Here is a 17,722-nt window from a genome sequence, read left to right as displayed (position 1 = left end):
AAGACCGCTTGCTTAGGCAACTAAAGGAACGCCACATAAAACGGCAATACGATATAGACCTCTGTTATTCAAAACAATAAATGTGTCAAAGTAGAATTAGTTCCTGGTCCGGTTCCATGTTTTTCAATTAAATTTTTATTTATCAGTTCGGGTAAAATTCTTTTTACTGTTGGACTTGGAATATCAAGCTTTTTAGAAATATCTCCCGATTTACATCCAGAATTATTGCCAATAAATGTAATAATTGATTTTTCACTTAGTGATAATTGTGTCTCAATACCGCTTTGTTTCAATTTGTTTAATAAATGGTTTTGGATATTCTTTAATGCATCAAAAAAGAAACTTAACCAATCATTTACATTTTCATTTGGCCTTTGAGACTGACAACTTCTTAAAGCCCTGTAATATTCTGATTTTTGCACGGATGCTTAATAAAATAACAAACAAAGAGACAAGAATAAGATCAAAACACAATGAGAAGACATTAGGATACCTAAGATCTCTGAAATCGCCGCACTAAAGTGGACAAATCAGGAAAAAGCTGGTGACGGGATTGAGGGTGGAGTAATTGTGCATTATTTGCAAGGGCTAACCCATGTCGTGGTCGTTTACATTTGGTTTTTTACAGATGCCAGACGTTTGTCTGGAAGAATTACAGGATTGAATCGTTCTGCTCATTACTCAACAATCAACAACGAATTTTCATACCCATTTTCAACAATAGTATCCGAGTTGTCAGGGTCTGTTATCCACTGTCCGTCAACAATATATTTATAGCCAACATTTCCGGGTTCGGTTTCTACTGTTGCCACCCACATATTCCCTATATTTTCCATCGGTGTACTTGTAGGAGACCATGAATTAAAAGTACCGGAAACAAACACTTCTTTGGCATTTTCAAACCCATTCAGTTCAAACCTGATTTGTTTGAACAGCGGTTTATTTGCCTCTGCTTTTTTAATCGTTTCTGCCAGTTTAAACCTCTGGTTTTCGTCTGATGATTTTTCGAAAAGTGAATTCAAAGCCATAATGTGAGCGGTGTACAATGCAATGTTCGATTTTACCTGAATATCGGGTTGAACCCCAATCCCTTCCCAATTGGTTTGTGTTACCGGATTTACCGACCTCATATAAGGTACCGATATGCTGAAATTTGAATTTATGACTGTAAATTCGGTTGGGTTGGCGCCCCCGCGTGTTACCTCGCCAACAACAAACGCCCTGTTTGTTTGTTTTAAATCGTAAGCCAGTTCCTCTCCTCCGGAAAAAGTCCGGCCACTTGTTAAAATGTAAATCGGTTTTTCCACATATCGTTTGCCCGGAACCCAGGCATATGTCCAGAATTGTTTTGGGGTGTTGGTTTCGCGGGTTTGGAAATCGAAAAGGTGTGTGGGAACAGCAAAAAAGTAGCTGCACAGGAACGGGATGGTATTTTCATCGAGACTTCCGCGGCATGAACGCAAATCAAGAATTAAAGCATCGGTGCCAGCCACATATTGCATGGCTGAAATTAATGTGTCGGCACATCGTTCAAGTGGCCCAAATAGCGGTATTTCGAGGTATCCGATATTCCCTTCCAATATTTTTTTCGATTTTATTCCATGATTGTTTTCGGCAAGCAACTGGTTCAGCCAAATTTCCTGCGAAATGGTTTCAGCAGAACCATTATTTTCCTCTGTTATATTATTTTCGTTGTATTCAACTTTCAAGTGAAGATCTTTTGATATTTTTTGTAAATCCCGGGTCAAACGAAATGCAAATTCACTTCCTGTTGTAATGGAATCATATTCTCCTGATTGAACATTAGATATCACAAAATTTTGCATGCTGTCGGCAACATTCGGAAAAATATACCTTGCCTGAAGTACCTTTAGAATACCATCAATTGTTTCCCGTTTTTGAGTATTTGTGATTTGTCCATAACAAACCGGGAAAATGAATAGTGTTAAAATTAAAAGCAGTGTTCTCATTGTCATTTTTATTACAAAGTCTGACCCATGTCTTCGATCAGACTGCTGTGTTCCCATAAATTCTGAGGGCTAAAGAAAATGGTTGTTATTGTTTCTTGTTTCCTACGTTGTTTAATTTTCTTTAGTTTTGAATAAGACGCTGGAATTTCTTTTTGGTTGCTAATTCATAAGAAAAATTTGAAAAAAATATCCCTGGAATGGCTGATATTGGATAGACGCCAGGCCAGGGATAGAATTGTTAATTCACAACACGAATGACACTTTTAACCTGATCTGCCAATTCGCTTGTAACGTTTAAATGGTGTACATTTTGGGCATGTTCGGCAACCTGTGCCATCAGTTCTTCTTCCGAATCGGAGCGCACTACTCCGTCGCAATCAAAACCTAAATCTCTGCAATGAACTTCTTTTGTCATAAACTATTCTCCTTAACTTTTAATGAATAATTCAGTTAACTAACCGATTTACAAGTTAATAATTTTATGGAAAAAAGACAATCTCATCTTTTATTTTCGGATCTTTTTTCTGTTTAACAAATTTTTCGGAGAATCAAATATTGCTGTGAGAGGTCTTTCCTATTATTTGTAAATCGCTTTCCTGAACTCCGCCCAACCCTCTTCGGTCATTCGCGATGGTGTAAACAAACAGACTCCGGCAGCGCCGTTTGAAACGGACTGGTTGATGGCGTCCGCAATTTCAGATGGAACCAGCCCGTGATTTTCCGGGTCGGGTTCAGCGGTTTTTCGCTCCGGCGCCGGACAAATGAACAATCCGCTATAAACAGGTACTTTTCCATGAGTAGATTCATAAGCTTCGCGGCTTACTTCGCCAATCCATTCGGTATCTTCAAGGTAAAAATCGTTGTAGTTCATCGGGTAAAACGCATCGAGGTTCCATTTATCCCATTCCTGCCTGACTATTTTTTTTGCCACAGAGTTTGGCCCGGGGAAAACAGCAGCAGTAATCTGCTTGTCTTTGGAATGAATCCTTTCGGCAAGCTGATTAACCAGGTTGGTAATTAAATCGTACCTGAACTGTTTCCATTCTTCAACCTGAGATGGATCTTCCACTTCAAGAATATTGATTCCGGATTTTTCTTTGAAATCGGCAACGCATTTGTCGCAGTAGCAATAATCAAACTGCGGATATTCCCTATCCATTACCAGACCGTATTTTTTCCAAAGACCCTCCGCCAGAATTACATCCGGAAACCGGATATAATCCAAATGAATTCCGTCAACTTCCGGAATATCGGCAATCTTTCCATATAAATTTTCAAGAAAAGTATAAACTTCTTCACGGTTTGGGCAAAGGAATTTATAGTACCCCACGTATGCCGGATTGGTCCATGCCGATTCACCCAGGCCATTAACAGCATATAAACTAGTATCCAGCAAGCCTTCACTCGACTGAACCAAAGTTGGAATCCATGCATGATATTCAAGTCCGGCTTCTCTGGCAAGTTTGGCCACTCTTTGGTTGGTTTCCGGACTGTGCCCGGCACTGAACATCAGTCCGTCAATCCCTTTTTCTTTTAATTCTTTAAATTCAGAAAGCAGTTCGGTGTCTGATTTTTTTCCTGGACCCGATTCCCAGGCATAAACGGGAATTTTGTTCCTGGTTTCAGTTTTACACGAAAACAGGAACAAAACAATAGCTAAAACAAAGAAATTTTTCATCAATATCCCCATTTTTTCATTACTGCAAGGTTTTCACGCATGCAATCAATAGGTGCTTTCCCCTGATATGCTTCCTGCTCAATAACAAACAGTTTGGTTCCCATTTTTTTCGCCATATCAGTTACTTCTTTAGCGCCCACAAGTCCTTTCCCCAAAACAGTACTTTCAAATCCTTCGCCATCGGAAGTTGGCACCATATCTTTCACATGAATATTGTCGTAACGCCCGGGGTAATCGCCCAGTACATCTTTGGCAAGTGCGCCGGCAATATACATGTTGCCCATATCGAGTTGCATTACCACCTTGTCGGCATCGGTGTTTTTCATCATCAAATCGAATATTTTTTCGCCGTTCAATGTTTCGCTAAATTCAAAATCGTGGTTGTGGTACCCAAAACGCATCCCCGATTTTTTGCACAATTCACCGCATTTGTTGAATACCTCCATAAATTTCATTAAATCATCGTATGTGCCGCGCAAGCTGTCATCCAGCCAGGGGCTCACCACGTATTCCTGTCCCATATATGCTGCATCGTCAACCAGTTTTTTCCACTCATCGGTAAAATCCTGCTGCTGTTCATTCCAGTGATTTTTGCCCAAAACAGTATGCCCCGATGGCATTTTTAACCCCAAATTATCCAGTACTTTTTTGAATTCCTGAGCTGTCCATCCGTAAAATTTGTGGTTTATGTAATTGGCATGTTCCACATGGGTGTAGCCCATTTCCGCTAATTGAGTGAGGGTACCTGTCGGATCGCTTCCCATTTCGTCGCGCACACTGTAAAGCTGAAGTGCTGTAATAGTTTTACCACTTCCGCCAGAGCAGGCAAGCTGGGGTAAAAGAGTTGTTCCGGCAATGGCCAATCCGCTGGTTTTCAGAAAATTTCTTCTTGATGTTTTCATTTTAACTGGTTTTTTTATGGTTTAATTTCTTTGCAAAGTTCCGAAAATCGGAATTTAACGCTAAAACTACAAATTTTTTGGCTGACATAACGAAATCGCATTGGTGAAGTGAGGCCCGGACTGGGGAAACTGGATTATGCCGTCTTTCTTCAGGAACTTTCAAAACTGAAGGATTTTCCTTTAATGATGAATCACCCGCAAACATCAGAAGAATATGAAATGGCTGCCGGTTACATTCGTTAAACTGGAAATATGTTCAATATTGAACTTCAATTTTTCTTTCAAATACAACGTTAAGCCAATATTAAGAGACTTTAAACACTGTTTTATATTGGAAATACTTTTTAACGGACAGTTCCGGGTTGGAAATAAAAAAAAATAACCTATTCTTTTTGAGTTGGTTTCAGGTGTTTTTCCATATACCCTCGAAACTCCCAGACAGCTTTTTTTCTGATTTTTGTCATATTTCCAAAAACATATTTTGCGACATAAAACCTAAAATTTAGCTGATTTTCGTTCTTCCTTATTAAAATCTTGTTAGTACATTTACGTTTCACAAAAAAAAGAGTGTTTTCATTTCTTTTTAATTAAAGAAAAATTTCAACATTAATGAATTATTAAACATCAGGAATATATGACTTCGAAAATTCAACAGTTAACTGAAACCATCTATAACGAAGGTGTTCAAAAAGCGAAGGAAGAAGCGGAAGCTATTCTGAAAGAAGCTAAAGAAAAAGCCGCCGGTATTGAAAAGGAGGCTCAGAAAAAAGCTGAAAAGAAGGTAGCAGAAGCGGAAGAAAAAGCGCAGGAGTTGAAAAAACAGGTGGACTCGGAAATTAAAATGACACTGAATCAGGCCGTTTCGGCTATGAAACAGGAAATTACCTCGCTTATTGCCATGAGGGTAATTCAGCCTCCGGTAAAAGAGTTGTTTTCCGATAAAGATTATCTGCAGAACTTAATTTCCACTGTGGTAAAAGGCTGGATGGAAAAAGAAAGTTTCGACGTAAAAGTTATTCTCCCTGAACAAGACAGGAATAAGCTTGAAGACTTTTATAAAAAAAACCTGGCTGATGAACTGAATAAAGGACTGGAAGTTTCTTTTTCACAGAATATGAAATCCGGTTTCAAAATCGGGCCCGCCGATGGAAGTTACTTAATTAGCTTTACTGATGAGGATTTCACCAACTTCCTCAAAGCATACCTGCGACCGAAAACCAGTCAACTGCTTTTTGAGGAGGAAAAATGATTAAACGAAACTACTATTGCCTGGTAGCAGGCTTTCCCGACCTCATTCCTGATGATAAGAAACTTCACTTTTCGTCGGTTGACCTGCGCAATTATTTGCGGGAAGAAATTCATCCGTCCGATTTTGAACTGGTGAAGTTATTCTACCTGCCGTGGGACCATGAAAATTTGATCAGCCTACTGTTTGAGAGTGAATTTGAATGGGACGAACGTGGAAATTATTCGCGCGAAGTGTTGGAACAATTTGTTGATAAAAAGCAATTTGAATACATTGATTCTTCGGCTTTTCCTTCATATTTTATCGATTTTATTGAGTTTTACCACGATGATGAGGAGGAATTTCCCAAAATTGCGGCAGTAAAATTTTTAACCGAAGGATGGTACAAAATGCTGGATGAATCCGGAAATAAATTTGTTGCGGAGTTTGGCGAGTTCAAACAGAATATGTCCAACATTTTACTGGCTTTGAATGGCCGGAAACACGATATTCCGTATGAAGAGGCTATTATTGGCGACGATGAAGTGACACATGCCCTGAAACGTAGCAGAGCGCGCGATTTCGGACTGGCCAATGAAATCAACGACATTGAGTCCATCGTGCAGATTTTCGAAATTGAAAACATCCTCGACCGGGAGTTGAAACTCGATAACCACACCTGGCAATATATAGATGAAATCACCTTTTTCAACTATTTCTCTATAGAAAAAGTGCTGGGATTAGTTCAGAAGCTTTTTATTGTTGAACGGTGGTTCGAACTCGATAAAGAAAAAGGACAACAGATATTTAACCAGTTATTAGAAGAAATCCAATCCAATTTTGAATTTCCTGAAGAATTCGCAATAACATATGGAAAAAGAAAATAAAACAACAGGCAAAGTGGTTGGTATTGTGGCCAACCTTGTAATGGTAGAAGTTGATGGGCCGGTTGCCCAGAACGAAATTTGTTTCATCTCGCTGGGAGACGAAAACCTAATGGCCGAGGTAATTAAAGTGGTAGGGAAAGTTGCCTACGTGCAGGTTTTTGAAAGCACCCGCGGACTGAAACCCGGTTCAAAAGCAGAGTTCCAGGGTCACATGCTCGAAGTTACACTTGGCCCGGGTATTTTGTCGCGAAACTACGACGGGCTGCAAAACGACCTCGATAAAATGGAAGGTGTTTTCCTGAAACGGGGAGAATACACCGACCCGCTCAACCGGGAGAAAAAATGGGAGTTTAAACCCATGGCCAAAGTAGGCGACGAAGTTCAGGCAGGTGACTGGCTGGGCGAGGTAAACGAAAACGACCAGCCTCATAAAATTATGGTGCCCTTTAAAATGAAGGGCGCGTATAAAATTAAAGAAATTGTTGGCGAAGGTGAATATACCGTTGACCATAAAATTGCTGTGGTTGAAAACGGAGACGGTACCGAAACTGAACTCACCATGGTTCAGAAATGGCCGGTTAAAGTTGCCATTGGTGCCTTTAAAGAAAAACCGCGTCCGTTTAAACTGCTCGAAACCGGAGTTCGTTGCATGGACACGCTAAATCCAATTACCGAAGGAGGAACCGGTTTTATTCCCGGCCCGTTCGGAACCGGGAAAACCGTGTTGCAGCATGCCATTTCAAAACAGGCCGAAGCCGATATTGTAATTATTGCAGCCTGCGGTGAGCGTGCCAACGAGGTGGTGGAAATTTTTACTGAGTTTCCTGAGCTGGAAGACCCGCGTACAGGGAAAAAACTGATTGAACGGACCATTATTATTGCGAATACGTCAAACATGCCGGTTGCAGCCCGTGAAGCTTCGGTTTACACAGCCATGACCATTGGCGAATATTACCGCGCCATGGGGTTGAAAGTGTTGCTGATGGCCGACTCAACTTCACGCTGGGCACAGGCGCTGCGCGAAATGTCGAACCGTTTGGAGGAGCTTCCCGGACCAGATGCTTTTCCCATGGACTTGTCAGCCGTTATTTCAAACTTCTATTCACGTGCAGGTTATGTTTACCTGAAAAACGGTAAAACCGGTTCAATTACTTTTATCGGCACCGTTTCGCCGGCAGGTGGTAACCTGAAGGAACCGGTAACCGAAAGTACTCGTAAAGCAGCCCGCTGTTTTTACGGCCTCAGCCAGGCACGTGCCGATAGTAAACGTTATCCCGCCATCGACCCGATTGACAGTTATTCCAAATATCTTGAATATCCTGAGGTTCAGGAGAACCTGACTAAAAACGTGAGTGAATCGTGGCTAAAAGAGGTGAACAAGGCCAAAGACATTCTACTGCGTGGAAAAGAGGCTATGGAGCAAATAAATATTTTGGGAGATGATGGTGTACCCATTGGTTTTCATGAAACGTTCTGGAAATCGGAACTCATCGACTTTGTTATTCTGCAGCAGGATGCGTTCGATAAAATTGATGCTTCCACACCAATGAAGCGTCAGCAATTTATGTTATCGAAAGTGTTGGATGTGGTGGACAGCAGTTTCTCCTTTAACCATTTTGAAGACGTGGGTACTTTCTTCAAAGAAGTAATAAACGAATTCAAACAGATGAACTATTCTGAATTTGAGTCGGATAAATTTAAACAGCACGAAAAAGCGCTGGGAGAACTGTTGAAAAAGCAGGCAAATTAATTAGGCAAAAACATTAATACCGAAAAAGAAATACTATGGAAAGCCAGGCATTTCAGAAAGTATATACCAAATTAACAAACATTACCAAAGCAACGGTTACGCTTAAAGCCGACGGAGTAGGTTACGATGAGATAGCCACCGTTGCCGGCAAATTGGCGCAGGTGGTAAAAATTGCGGGAGATGATATTACATTGCAGATTTTTGAAGGAACCGAAGGGATTCCTACCAATGCAGAAGTAAGTTTTCTTGGAAGACCTCCGCAGTTAACCGTGGGTGACGAACTGGCCGGAAGGTTTTTTAACGCCTTTGGCGACCCCATTGATGGAGGACCAGAAATTCAGGGCGAAGTGCGCGACATCGGTAGTCCTTCGGTGAACCCGGTGCGCCGTAAACAACCATCGAACCTTATTGCCACAGGTATTGCAGGAATCGACCTGAACAATACGCTGGTGTCGGGGCAGAAAATTCCGTTTTTTGCCGACCCCGACCAGCCTTACAACCAGGTTATGGCATTGGTGGCATTGCGTGCCAAGGCCGATAAAATTATCCTCGGCGGAATGGGTTTGACAAACGACGACTACCTCTATTTTAAAAATGTATTCGACAATGCCGGAGCGCTCGATCGAATCATCAGTTTTGTAAACACCACTGAAAACCCGCCGGTTGAACGTCTGCTGGTTCCTGATATGGCGCTGACTGCAGCCGAATATTTTGCCGTGGATAAAAACGAAAGTGTGCTGGTACTACTTACCGACATGACATTGTACGCCGATGCACTCAGTATTGTATCGAACCGTATGGACCAGATTCCTTCCAAAGACAGTATGCCCGGTTCGCTTTATTCCGACCTTGCCCGTATTTACGAAAAAGCAGTTCAGTTTCCTGAAGGTGGGTCCATTACCATTATTGCGGTAACTACACTTTCAGGCGGCGACATTACACACGCCATTCCGGATAATACCGGTTACATTACCGAGGGGCAGTTGTTTCTGCGCCGCGACACTGATATCGGTAAAGTTATTGTGGACCCGTTCCGTTCCCTTTCGCGTTTAAAACAATTGGTAATTGGGAAACAAACCCGCGAAGACCATCCGCAGGTAATGAACTCGGCCATCCGTTTGTATGCCGATGCGGCAAATGCACGTACCAAACTTGAGAACGGTTTCGACCTGACTGATTACGACGAACGCACACTGAAATTTGCCAGAGAATATTCAGACCAGATTCTGGCCATTGACGTAAATGTGGATACCGATACCATGCTCGATATTACCTGGGAGCTTTTCGGAAAACACTTCAAAAAGGCAGAAGTGGCTATCAGGGAAAACCTGGTGGCGAAATACTGGAAAGGATGAAGAAACTGGAAGTCGGAAGTTTGATAACCGATGACCAATGACTATTAAGTAAAATGAAATAAATTGAATACGTGGCCATAAAATTTCAATATAACAAAACAGCTTTACAGGCGCTCGACAAACAGTTGAAAGTGAGGGAGCGGGCATTGCCCACCCTGAAAAACAAAGAGTCGGCATTGCGTGTGGAGGTGAAACGGGCCAAGGATAAAGCTGCCGAACTGGGTAAAGAATACGACAGCCAAATTGCTTCCTATGAAAATATGTCCCGGCTGTGGGGTGAATTCGACCAAAGCCTCATCCGGATTAAAGATGTGGAACTTTCATCGAAAAAAATTGCCGGAGTGTTTACACCGGTCCTCGAAAAAATAATTTTTGAAGCCAATACCGATAACCTTTTTAATCAACCCATTTGGTTTCCCGATGGAATGTCCATCATTAAAAAAATTGCTGAAGTTGCCATCGAGCGGGAAGTTTTTCTGAAAAAAATGAATTTGCTCGATTTTGCCCGGAAAAAGACCACCCAAAAGGTGAACCTCTATGAAAAAGTGCAGATTCCCGGATTCCAGGACGCCATCAGGAAGATTAAACGATTCCTGGAAGATGAGGATAATTTGTCGAAAGCTGCACAGAAAATTGTGAAAGACCGACAGGAGAAACAAAGACAGGAGGAGGCTGAAGTATGATTGTTCCAATGTATAAATACGCGTTTTTGGTGTATCATTCCACCTACAAGGATTTCCTGAAAGACATCCGGAAGATTGGCGTAGTGCATATTAACACGAAAACCAATGAACCCACTCCTGAAATGCAGGAACTTTTCAGGCACCTGAACGAGGTGGAGAAGGCATCCAAAAAACTGGATATGCTGGAGCCGGAAAAATCGGAAACCAAACCTGAATATAAAACAGGAGAGGAGGTTTTCAACCGGCTGAAAAACATGGAGAAAGAGATGGAACACAACCATCATCAGGTATTGCAACTGGAAAAGGAAAAGAAACAGCTTCAGCCCTGGGGCGATTTCGATTGGCAAAAATTACGTAATCTGGAAAAGCAAGGGGTGCATATACGGTTTTTGTCGAGCCCCATACGAAAATACGAACCTGCCTGGGAAGAAGAGTTTTACATTAAAGTAATAACCGACCTCGATGGTTACCGTTATTTCATTAAAATTGAAAAAACAGAAAACGGGGCTCCTGAAAACGGATTTGATGAAGTTTCAGGCGCAGATGAACTGATTTTGCCCGAACGCTCGTTAAGCGAAGTGAAAGCAGAAATAGATAAACTGAAAAACGAGGCTGATGCGTTGACCCACGAATTACATCAGATTGCATTTTACTATAAACCTTTACTGAAAAATTACCTCGAAGAGTTGCAGCAGGAACTTTCTGAACAGAATGCACTTTTGCAAACCACCGAGGAAGTGGAAGGGAAAGTGAAACTTTTGGAGGGTTGGGTACCTGAAACCAAAAAAGCCGATTTGGATGCGTATCTTGAAGAAAACCAAATACTTTATACTGCAGATAAACCGGAGGAAGAAGATAAAGTTCCTATTTTACTGAAGAATAACCGGTTTGCTAAGCTGTACGAAATTATAGGGAAGCTTTACGAACTGCCCAACCATAAGGAACTTGACCTGGTACCTTTCTTTGCTCCATTTTATATGATGTTTTTCGGGTTCTCGCTGGGCGATGCCGGTTACGGACTTATTATTATTGCTGCCGCCCAGTTTATGAAAAAGAAAATGCCAAACCTGAAATCTGTAATGAGTTTGGCACAATGGCTCGGTTTAGCTACGGTCATATTTGGAATTCTAACTGGTACGTTCTTCGGAATTGACCTGATTAACTCCGATATTCCCTGGCTCGAAAATTTTAAACAGTACATGATAAGCACCGACAAGTTATTTAACCTGGCCATTATTTTGGGGGTAATACAAATACTCTTTGGTATGGTGCTTAAGGTAATTAATATTTCGCGCGTGCGTGGGTTCAGGTATTCGGTTTCTACGATTGGCTGGCTCATACTCATTATTGGCCTGGGAAGTGTTTATGGTTTGAAAACTGCCGGGGTGCTTTCAACACAAGTTGCTGGCATTGCTCAAAATATTATTTTGATTGCTTCGGGGATACTTATTCTGGTGTTGAACCATCCGAAACGAAATATTTTCATGAACATTGGTGCTGGCTTGTGGGATGTTTACAGCATGGCCACCAGTTTGCTGGGCGATATTCTTTCATACATCCGGCTTTTTGCATTGGGTGTATCAAGCGCTATTTTGGGTCTGGTATTCAACAGTATGGCTATGAGTATGAAACCCGACAACATCATACTTGGGCCACTGGTAATGATTATCATTCTGGTTATAGGGCACGGTATTACCATTTTTATGGCAGGACTGGGAGCATTCGTACATCCCATTCGTTTAACATTTGTGGAATTTTATAAAAATGCCGGATTTACCGGCGGAGGCAAGGCTTACGAACCATTTGCAGAGCCGGCTTCTGAAAAAACAGAGTAAATAAATAAGTAATAACATTTTAAAATAAATCGAGAATGGAACCTATTGTTTTAGCTTACATTGGAATTGGATTAATGGTCGGCCTTTCAGGGGTTGGCAGTGCGTATGGTACTACTATCGCCGGAAACGCCTCGGTAGGGGCAATGAAAAAAAACGGGGAAGCATTTGGTAATTATATAATGCTTACGGCGCTTCCGGGCAGCCAGGGGTTGTATGGTTTTGCCGGATACTTTCTGCTCGACAGTTTCGGCCTGTTGCAAACCGACATTGGCTGGGGTGTTGCCGCTTCGGTATTTGGTGCCGGTTTGGCATTAGGTCTCGTAGGATTGTTGTCAGCCATCCGTCAGGGACAGGTATGTGCCAATGGTATTGCCGCTGTTGGTGCCGGACATGATGTGGCAGGAAAAACGCTTATCCTCGCTGTATTCCCGGAACTTTATGCCATTATCGCACTGGCCGCAACTTTCCTTATCGGAAGTGCAGTTGCCGTTTAAAGAATAAATTTCTGAAACATTTCAACTTTTTCGGGGAGAATAAACTTTTTCCTCAGAAAAATGGTTTTAAAAGTATCCGTTGTCAACCGTTTGGCAATGGATACTTTTTTGGTTAAAAACGATACGAAATGAAAAAACTTTTTTCGATTATTATTTTGGGAATTCTTTTTATGGGTTGTGGTACCGGAAAAAAGCAAAACACTGCTTCCGAAGGAGACAAAACAAATGTTCCGGATATGCACACCTCCCAGATAACACTTGATTTTTGGGGAACTTATAAAGGAATTGTTCCGTGTGCCGATTGTGAGGGGATTGAAACAACCATCGAGTTAAAGGCTGATGAGACCTTTGAAGTTCAAATCATTTACCTGGGGAAAAGTGATGATGTGTTCACTTTTTCAGGGCATTACCACTGGAACGATGATGGCCGCAGTATTCATCTTCATGGCGTCGAAAACGGACCGGCGAACTATTTTGTTGGTGAAAACCATATAGTTCAGCTTGATATGGAAGGAAATCGGATTACCGGGGATTTATCCGAAAAGTATGTTCTGAAAAAGATTGATTAATTCAAGGGACTCCAGGGATAATGTTCATTTACTGGAGTGGTGCCTCCACCTGATGCAGTTGCAATGGGAATTACAACACCGACAGTAAATTTGGAAATGATACCTTTTGCATGGTTTCTTTTATTATCAGTGTAGTTATGCACAGCATCCAGTACCGCATAATTCACAACATCAGCATTATAAGAAATAACTCCTTGCCATTTTTTCGGATTGCCTATTTTTGTGCCCAACCCAAAAATAACCTGGGCAACATTGGCAATAGTCTGGTTATTGTCAACCCCTTTTTGAAAAATTACAGTTGAATTGGTACCCGGTGGTGGATTTTGGTAACTGAGTTCTGTTGAAAAGAAATTTGCTCCTGCACCAGCCTCAACGAAAGGATCGAAACGAAAAACCTTGCCGTTTTGGCTATAAAATTTCCTGAGATAATACCGGATAACTACCGAAACTGAACCACCAAATGTTACATACTGAACAGGAATATTGTACAATGGTCCTCTTAATGATGCATGATTTCCAACAGCTGAAAAATCAGGCGAATCACTTTTCCCGTGAAGGTAAAACATGCCTCCTTTCAGCATGGGTTCCCAGTGGTTTCCAAAAGTACGGCCTATATTTAAATCAACGGCCCATCCCGGCTGATGCTGGAATTCATTTTCAATTAATTTATAATCTTTTGTTATTTCCCGGCTTAAAACAGCTACTCCGGTGCTGACAGAGAAAGACCAAAGATTGCTTTTTGATTTGGATGGAGGTGTTGACCAGGTTTTTGGCGAAAAGATGACAACAAACAATATGCTTATTAAAAATATTAAGATTGATTTAAAACGCCGGTTCATTTGTCTTTCGTTGATGTTTATTCCGTAATTTTTTAAACTGCGCCAAAGATAGCTTTTTCAAATAAACGTACCTATATTAGTTTTATTTCAGAGGAAGGATAAACCATGAAATACCCAGTCGGAATCCGAAAGATTCATATAACTCCCCCGAATCAATTCCGAAAGCTGCATTGGCCAAAAAGTTACGTGGAAGCTGCTGCGACAATTCAAGTAAAAAGTAGTTTTGTTTTTTACCCTCCCGGAAATAATAATTGGGGCGTTCGTTAAACCCACTGGTGTAAAAACCGCTGTATGTTCCAAAGTTTTTGGAAAAGGTTGCCCGGGCAACGTAGTTTAGCTTTTCAGTTAAATTTCCTTGTACCGAAAAATGATGCGCCCACAAGCGATTGTTGCCAACGGTTTGATAGTTTAATTCGTCAATATTTTTAAAATTTTCAATTTGGCGGTTTGAGTGCATCAGCGGATATCCGTAAAAATGTCCGTTAAAAAAATGTCCGAGTTTGTAAAGCCCGTGATTAAAATAATTGTCGCGTCCAAATTCAGGATGCCCCTGGTTTACATATTCAATAAGGTAAGGATGAAAATCCTCCCAGGTATTTACTTCAACATCGAGGCCAAAATTTTCCTTTAAAAAGAGGGAATAATCTTCAATATTCTGATAACTGCGCAAATGCAGTCCTGGCCCGCTTTGGTGTTTGGTGTATGCATACTGGTATGAAAATTTTTCAAGCCAACTGTTATTTTTCCATGCCAGGTTAAAATGAATAAGTTTGTCATTCGAGCGGGACCAGCCCCAAAAATCGGTAAACGGATCATGTTTTGATAGCGACAAAATAAACTTTTGAGTTTCCAGTTCAATCCCGAATTCGCTGAAAGCCACATGTTCACCCGGAGTGTTTGCCCCTTCTCCCCACATAAATTCTTTTACCTTCTCTGACGATTGGGCAAAAAAAGTATTTTTCCAGTCCACCGGAATTTTTGTGCCGTCGCTCATGGTGCCTCCAAAAAGAACGGAGTGGTTCAGCCCGGCAAAAACATTTACCGGCAGGTTTCCGGTTTTCAGGTAAAGATTTTTAAACTGATACCAGGGATTTGTAATTCCCGGAGCCTCCCGTTCATCGTTTAACTTCCCCTGGAGAAAAGCTGCCCTGAAGTGCAGGTAATTTTTGGTGAAGGGCACCGGTGTGTAGTCAAAAAATCCAAACGAAACAGCCGGCATGGGACGAATATTTCTGAAATTCAGAAATAACGGTTCATTTTCCTGTCCGGGCAGATAGTAAAGATTTTTTTTACCTGCAATAATCGAAAATTTTCGATAGTCAAGTTTTGCAAAAAGCTGGCCGGGAGTTACTTTATCCAAAGTGTTGTCCATCCATAAATCAAGGCCTGCTGAAACCGAAAACTGATTTTCCCAATTTCTTTTATACACTGAATTTATTCGTGACAACAACTGTCCGTGTCCGAATTGATCGACTCGTCCGAACTGATTTGTGTGCAGCCACAAGGGAACTAGGTTGTTGGAAGAATATATCCCAATTCCATGCACATTTATTTGCAGTGAGTCGTTTTGTGCTGTTGCATTTTTATATCTTCCTGTAAATAATGCTGCCAGCAATCCTGCTGCCAAAATGTATCTGAAGTTTTTAAAATATTGAGGTTTTGCAAACATTCAAAAAAAGTTTTTTGCAAAAATAACCAAATAGCGCCGCTAACCAATTAAGAATTTATGAGCGATAAATTTATTCTGCTTTAACTTTTGTTAAACTGTTATACATCCTTCTGATGCATTTGAGACCTGACTTCTGTATTTTTTCAAAATTCCACCCAGTTCTTTTTGTGCTGGTCTTTTCCAGTTCTTTCTGCGTTCCGCAATATCTTCTGGCGTCAAATCCACGTCAATGCGGTTTTTTGCGGCATCAATGGTAATAATATCGCCGTTTTGTATGAGTCCGATGGTGCCTCCCTCAAACGCTTCGGGAGTTATATGGCCCACAACAAACCCATGCGAACCACCCGAAAACCTGCCATCGGTAATCAGAGCCACATCTTTTCCCAAACCGGCTCCCATAACCGCGCTGGTGGGTTTCAGCATTTCGGGCATACCCGGCGCACCTTTTGGCCCGCTGTTCCGGATTACAATTACTTCGCCCGGTTTTACCTGCCTACGAATTCCTTCAATGGCTTCAAATTCATCCTCAAAAACCCGGGCCGGACCGGAAAACAGTTCGCCTTCTTTTCCGGTAATTTTCGCCACTGCTCCTTGTTCGGCCAAGTTTCCGTAAAGAATCTGAATGTGCCCTTTTTGTTTTATTGGATTATCAAACGAGTGAATAATTTGCTGGCCTTTTTGCAAATTCGGCGCTTTTTCCAGATTTTCGCCAATGGTTTTGCCGGTAACGGTCAGGCAGTTGCCATTCAGGTAGTTTTTTTTCAGTAGGAATTGCATTACCGCCGGAATACCGCCTACATCGTGCAAATCTTCCATCAGGTATTTACCGCTGGGTTTCAGGTCGGCAATAAACGGCGTTTTGTCGCTGATACGCTGAAAATCGGCAAGGGTCAGCTTCACATCCACTGCTTTTGCCATGGCAATCAGATGTATGACTGCGTTGGTGGAACCGCCGAGCGCAATGGTGAGCGTAATGGCGTTTTCAAAAGCTTCACGGGTCATCACATCCCTGGGTTTGATGTCTTTTTCCAGCACATTTTTTATGGCGCCGGCCAGCATTTCACATTCTTTCTTTTTTTCAGGACTAAGGGCAGGATAGGACGACGAACCCGGCAAACTCATGCCCAAACATTCAATGGCAGCCGACATGGTATTGGCGGTGTACATGCCACCGCAGGCACCGGCACCTGGAATACAGTTTCGGATAATTCCCATGTAATCGTCATCGGACATGGTTCCTTTTATCCGCTCGCCATACGCTTCAAATGCCGAAACAATGTTGAGGTCTTCATTTTTCCAGCGGCCTTTTTTTACCGTTCCTCCGTACATCAGAATTGCCGGACGATTTAATCTTCCGAGAGCAATCATGGCGCCGGGCATGTTTTTGTCGCAGCCTACAATAGGAATCACCGCATCGTAAAACTGCGCGGCCACAACAGTTTCAATGGAGTCGGCAATAATTTCGCGCGACGGCAGCGAGTATTTCATTCCCTCGGTGCCGTTGGTGATGCCATCGCTTACTCCAATAGTATGGAAAATGAGACCATACAATTCTTTCTGTTTATCTATTTCCCGTTTTACTGAATCTGCCAGGCCGTTCAGGTGCATGTTGCAGGGGTTTCCCTGAAATCCGGTGCTTACAATGCCCACCTGTGCTTTTTTCTGGTCGTTTTCACTCATGCCAATGGCATACAACATCGCCTGTGCAGCCGGAAGTGTGTCATCCTGTGTAATCAGCCGGCTGTATTTGTTCCAATTATTTCCCATTTTTTGTTGCTTTAAAATTCAGAATTCGAAATTAAGATAAATTTATCCGTTTTAAAAGGTAGAAGCGAAATTTATTGGGATATTTTCACCGGGGCTTTT

At 41.8% G+C, this 17,722-nt stretch carries 17 protein-coding genes; 9 read left to right on the top strand and 8 right to left on the bottom strand.

Annotated features, from left to right (window positions below):
- Positions 1-68: 68 nt before the first annotated feature.
- The 5 genes from ACESMA_RS16725 to ACESMA_RS16705 all read right to left on the bottom strand — a co-directional run bounded on the left by ACESMA_RS16725 (position 69) and on the right by ACESMA_RS16705 (position 4,550).
- Entirely contained in the window at positions 69-422 is a 354-nt protein-coding gene (locus ACESMA_RS16725) for a winged helix-turn-helix transcriptional regulator (RefSeq protein ID WP_372950002.1), read from the bottom strand.
- 255 nt (positions 423-677) lie between these two features.
- Positions 678-1,970, bottom strand: coding sequence for a S41 family peptidase (locus ACESMA_RS16720; protein WP_372950001.1), 1,293 nt, complete (start codon positions 1,968-1,970; stop codon positions 678-680).
- Between the two features lie 238 nt (positions 1,971-2,208).
- On the bottom strand, positions 2,209-2,385 hold the full coding sequence (locus tag ACESMA_RS16715) for a DUF1059 domain-containing protein (RefSeq protein WP_372950000.1): 177 nt from the start codon (positions 2,383-2,385) through the stop codon (positions 2,209-2,211).
- Between the two features lie 162 nt (positions 2,386-2,547).
- Positions 2,548-3,648 carry a hypothetical protein gene (locus ACESMA_RS16710; protein ID WP_372949999.1) on the bottom strand — a complete coding sequence of 367 codons (1,101 nt, stop codon included), beginning with the start codon at positions 3,646-3,648 and terminating at the stop codon, positions 2,548-2,550.
- Entirely contained in the window at positions 3,648-4,550 is a 903-nt protein-coding gene (locus ACESMA_RS16705; RefSeq protein WP_372949998.1) for a TIM barrel protein, read from the bottom strand. Before ACESMA_RS16705 ends, ACESMA_RS16710 begins: the two co-directional genes overlap by 1 nt.
- A gap of 108 nt (positions 4,551-4,658) precedes the next feature.
- Between ACESMA_RS16705 and ACESMA_RS16700 the strand changes: the two genes are divergently transcribed.
- The 9 genes from ACESMA_RS16700 to ACESMA_RS16660 all read left to right on the top strand — a co-directional run bounded on the left by ACESMA_RS16700 (position 4,659) and on the right by ACESMA_RS16660 (position 13,348).
- On the top strand, positions 4,659-4,793 hold the full coding sequence (locus ACESMA_RS16700) for a hypothetical protein (protein WP_372949997.1): 135 nt from the start codon (positions 4,659-4,661) through the stop codon (positions 4,791-4,793).
- A 391-nt stretch (positions 4,794-5,184) separates the two neighbouring features.
- The gene (locus tag ACESMA_RS16695) at positions 5,185-5,799 is read left to right on the top strand and encodes a V-type ATP synthase subunit E family protein (RefSeq protein ID WP_372949996.1); all 615 of its coding nucleotides are present in this window, start codon (positions 5,185-5,187) and stop codon (positions 5,797-5,799) included.
- Positions 5,796-6,662 (top strand): DUF2764 family protein, encoded by an 867-nt coding sequence (locus ACESMA_RS16690; protein WP_372949995.1) that lies wholly within the window; start codon positions 5,796-5,798, stop codon positions 6,660-6,662. Before ACESMA_RS16695 ends, ACESMA_RS16690 begins: the two co-directional genes overlap by 4 nt.
- Positions 6,646-8,412, top strand: coding sequence for a V-type ATP synthase subunit A (locus tag ACESMA_RS16685; protein WP_372949994.1), 1,767 nt, complete (start codon positions 6,646-6,648; stop codon positions 8,410-8,412). Before ACESMA_RS16690 ends, ACESMA_RS16685 begins: the two co-directional genes overlap by 17 nt.
- A 35-nt stretch (positions 8,413-8,447) precedes the next feature.
- Positions 8,448-9,767: a V-type ATP synthase subunit B gene (locus ACESMA_RS16680; RefSeq protein WP_372949993.1), complete on the top strand. Its 1,320-nt coding sequence runs from the start codon at positions 8,448-8,450 to the stop codon at positions 9,765-9,767.
- Between the two features lie 71 nt (positions 9,768-9,838).
- Positions 9,839-10,450: a V-type ATP synthase subunit D gene (locus ACESMA_RS16675; protein WP_372949992.1), complete on the top strand. Its 612-nt coding sequence runs from the start codon at positions 9,839-9,841 to the stop codon at positions 10,448-10,450.
- Between the two features lie 8 nt (positions 10,451-10,458).
- Positions 10,459-12,285, top strand: coding sequence for a V-type ATP synthase subunit I (locus ACESMA_RS16670; RefSeq protein WP_372949991.1), 1,827 nt, complete (start codon positions 10,459-10,461; stop codon positions 12,283-12,285).
- 35 nt (positions 12,286-12,320) lie between these two features.
- A complete protein-coding gene (locus ACESMA_RS16665; RefSeq protein WP_372949990.1) occupies positions 12,321-12,779 on the top strand; it encodes a V-type ATP synthase subunit K in 459 nt (152 codons plus the stop codon).
- Between the two features lie 128 nt (positions 12,780-12,907).
- Positions 12,908-13,348, top strand: coding sequence for a copper resistance protein NlpE (locus tag ACESMA_RS16660; protein WP_372949989.1), 441 nt, complete (start codon positions 12,908-12,910; stop codon positions 13,346-13,348).
- On the opposite strand, the gene ACESMA_RS16655 is transcribed toward ACESMA_RS16660, so the two are convergent.
- The 3 genes from ACESMA_RS16655 to ilvD all read right to left on the bottom strand — a co-directional run bounded on the left by ACESMA_RS16655 (position 13,345) and on the right by ilvD (position 17,623).
- Complete coding sequence (locus tag ACESMA_RS16655; RefSeq protein WP_372949988.1) at positions 13,345-14,142, bottom strand: hypothetical protein; 798 nt, start codon at positions 14,140-14,142, stop codon at positions 13,345-13,347. The two genes, ACESMA_RS16660 and ACESMA_RS16655, sit on opposite strands and share 4 nt — an antisense overlap.
- Before the next feature lie 127 nt (positions 14,143-14,269).
- Positions 14,270-15,856 carry a hypothetical protein gene (locus tag ACESMA_RS16650; protein WP_372949987.1) on the bottom strand — a complete coding sequence of 529 codons (1,587 nt, stop codon included), beginning with the start codon at positions 15,854-15,856 and terminating at the stop codon, positions 14,270-14,272.
- A gap of 90 nt (positions 15,857-15,946) precedes the next feature.
- On the bottom strand, positions 15,947-17,623 hold the full coding sequence (gene ilvD, locus ACESMA_RS16645) for a dihydroxy-acid dehydratase (protein ID WP_372949986.1): 1,677 nt from the start codon (positions 17,621-17,623) through the stop codon (positions 15,947-15,949).
- Between the last annotated feature and the right edge of the window lie 99 nt (positions 17,624-17,722).

This window comes from Mariniphaga sp. (genome assembly GCF_041687215.1).
Taxonomy (GTDB): domain Bacteria; phylum Bacteroidota; class Bacteroidia; order Bacteroidales; family Prolixibacteraceae; genus Mariniphaga.
The sequence above is the reverse complement of the archived record's forward strand: the minus strand, read 5'-3'. Positions and strand labels throughout refer to the sequence as shown.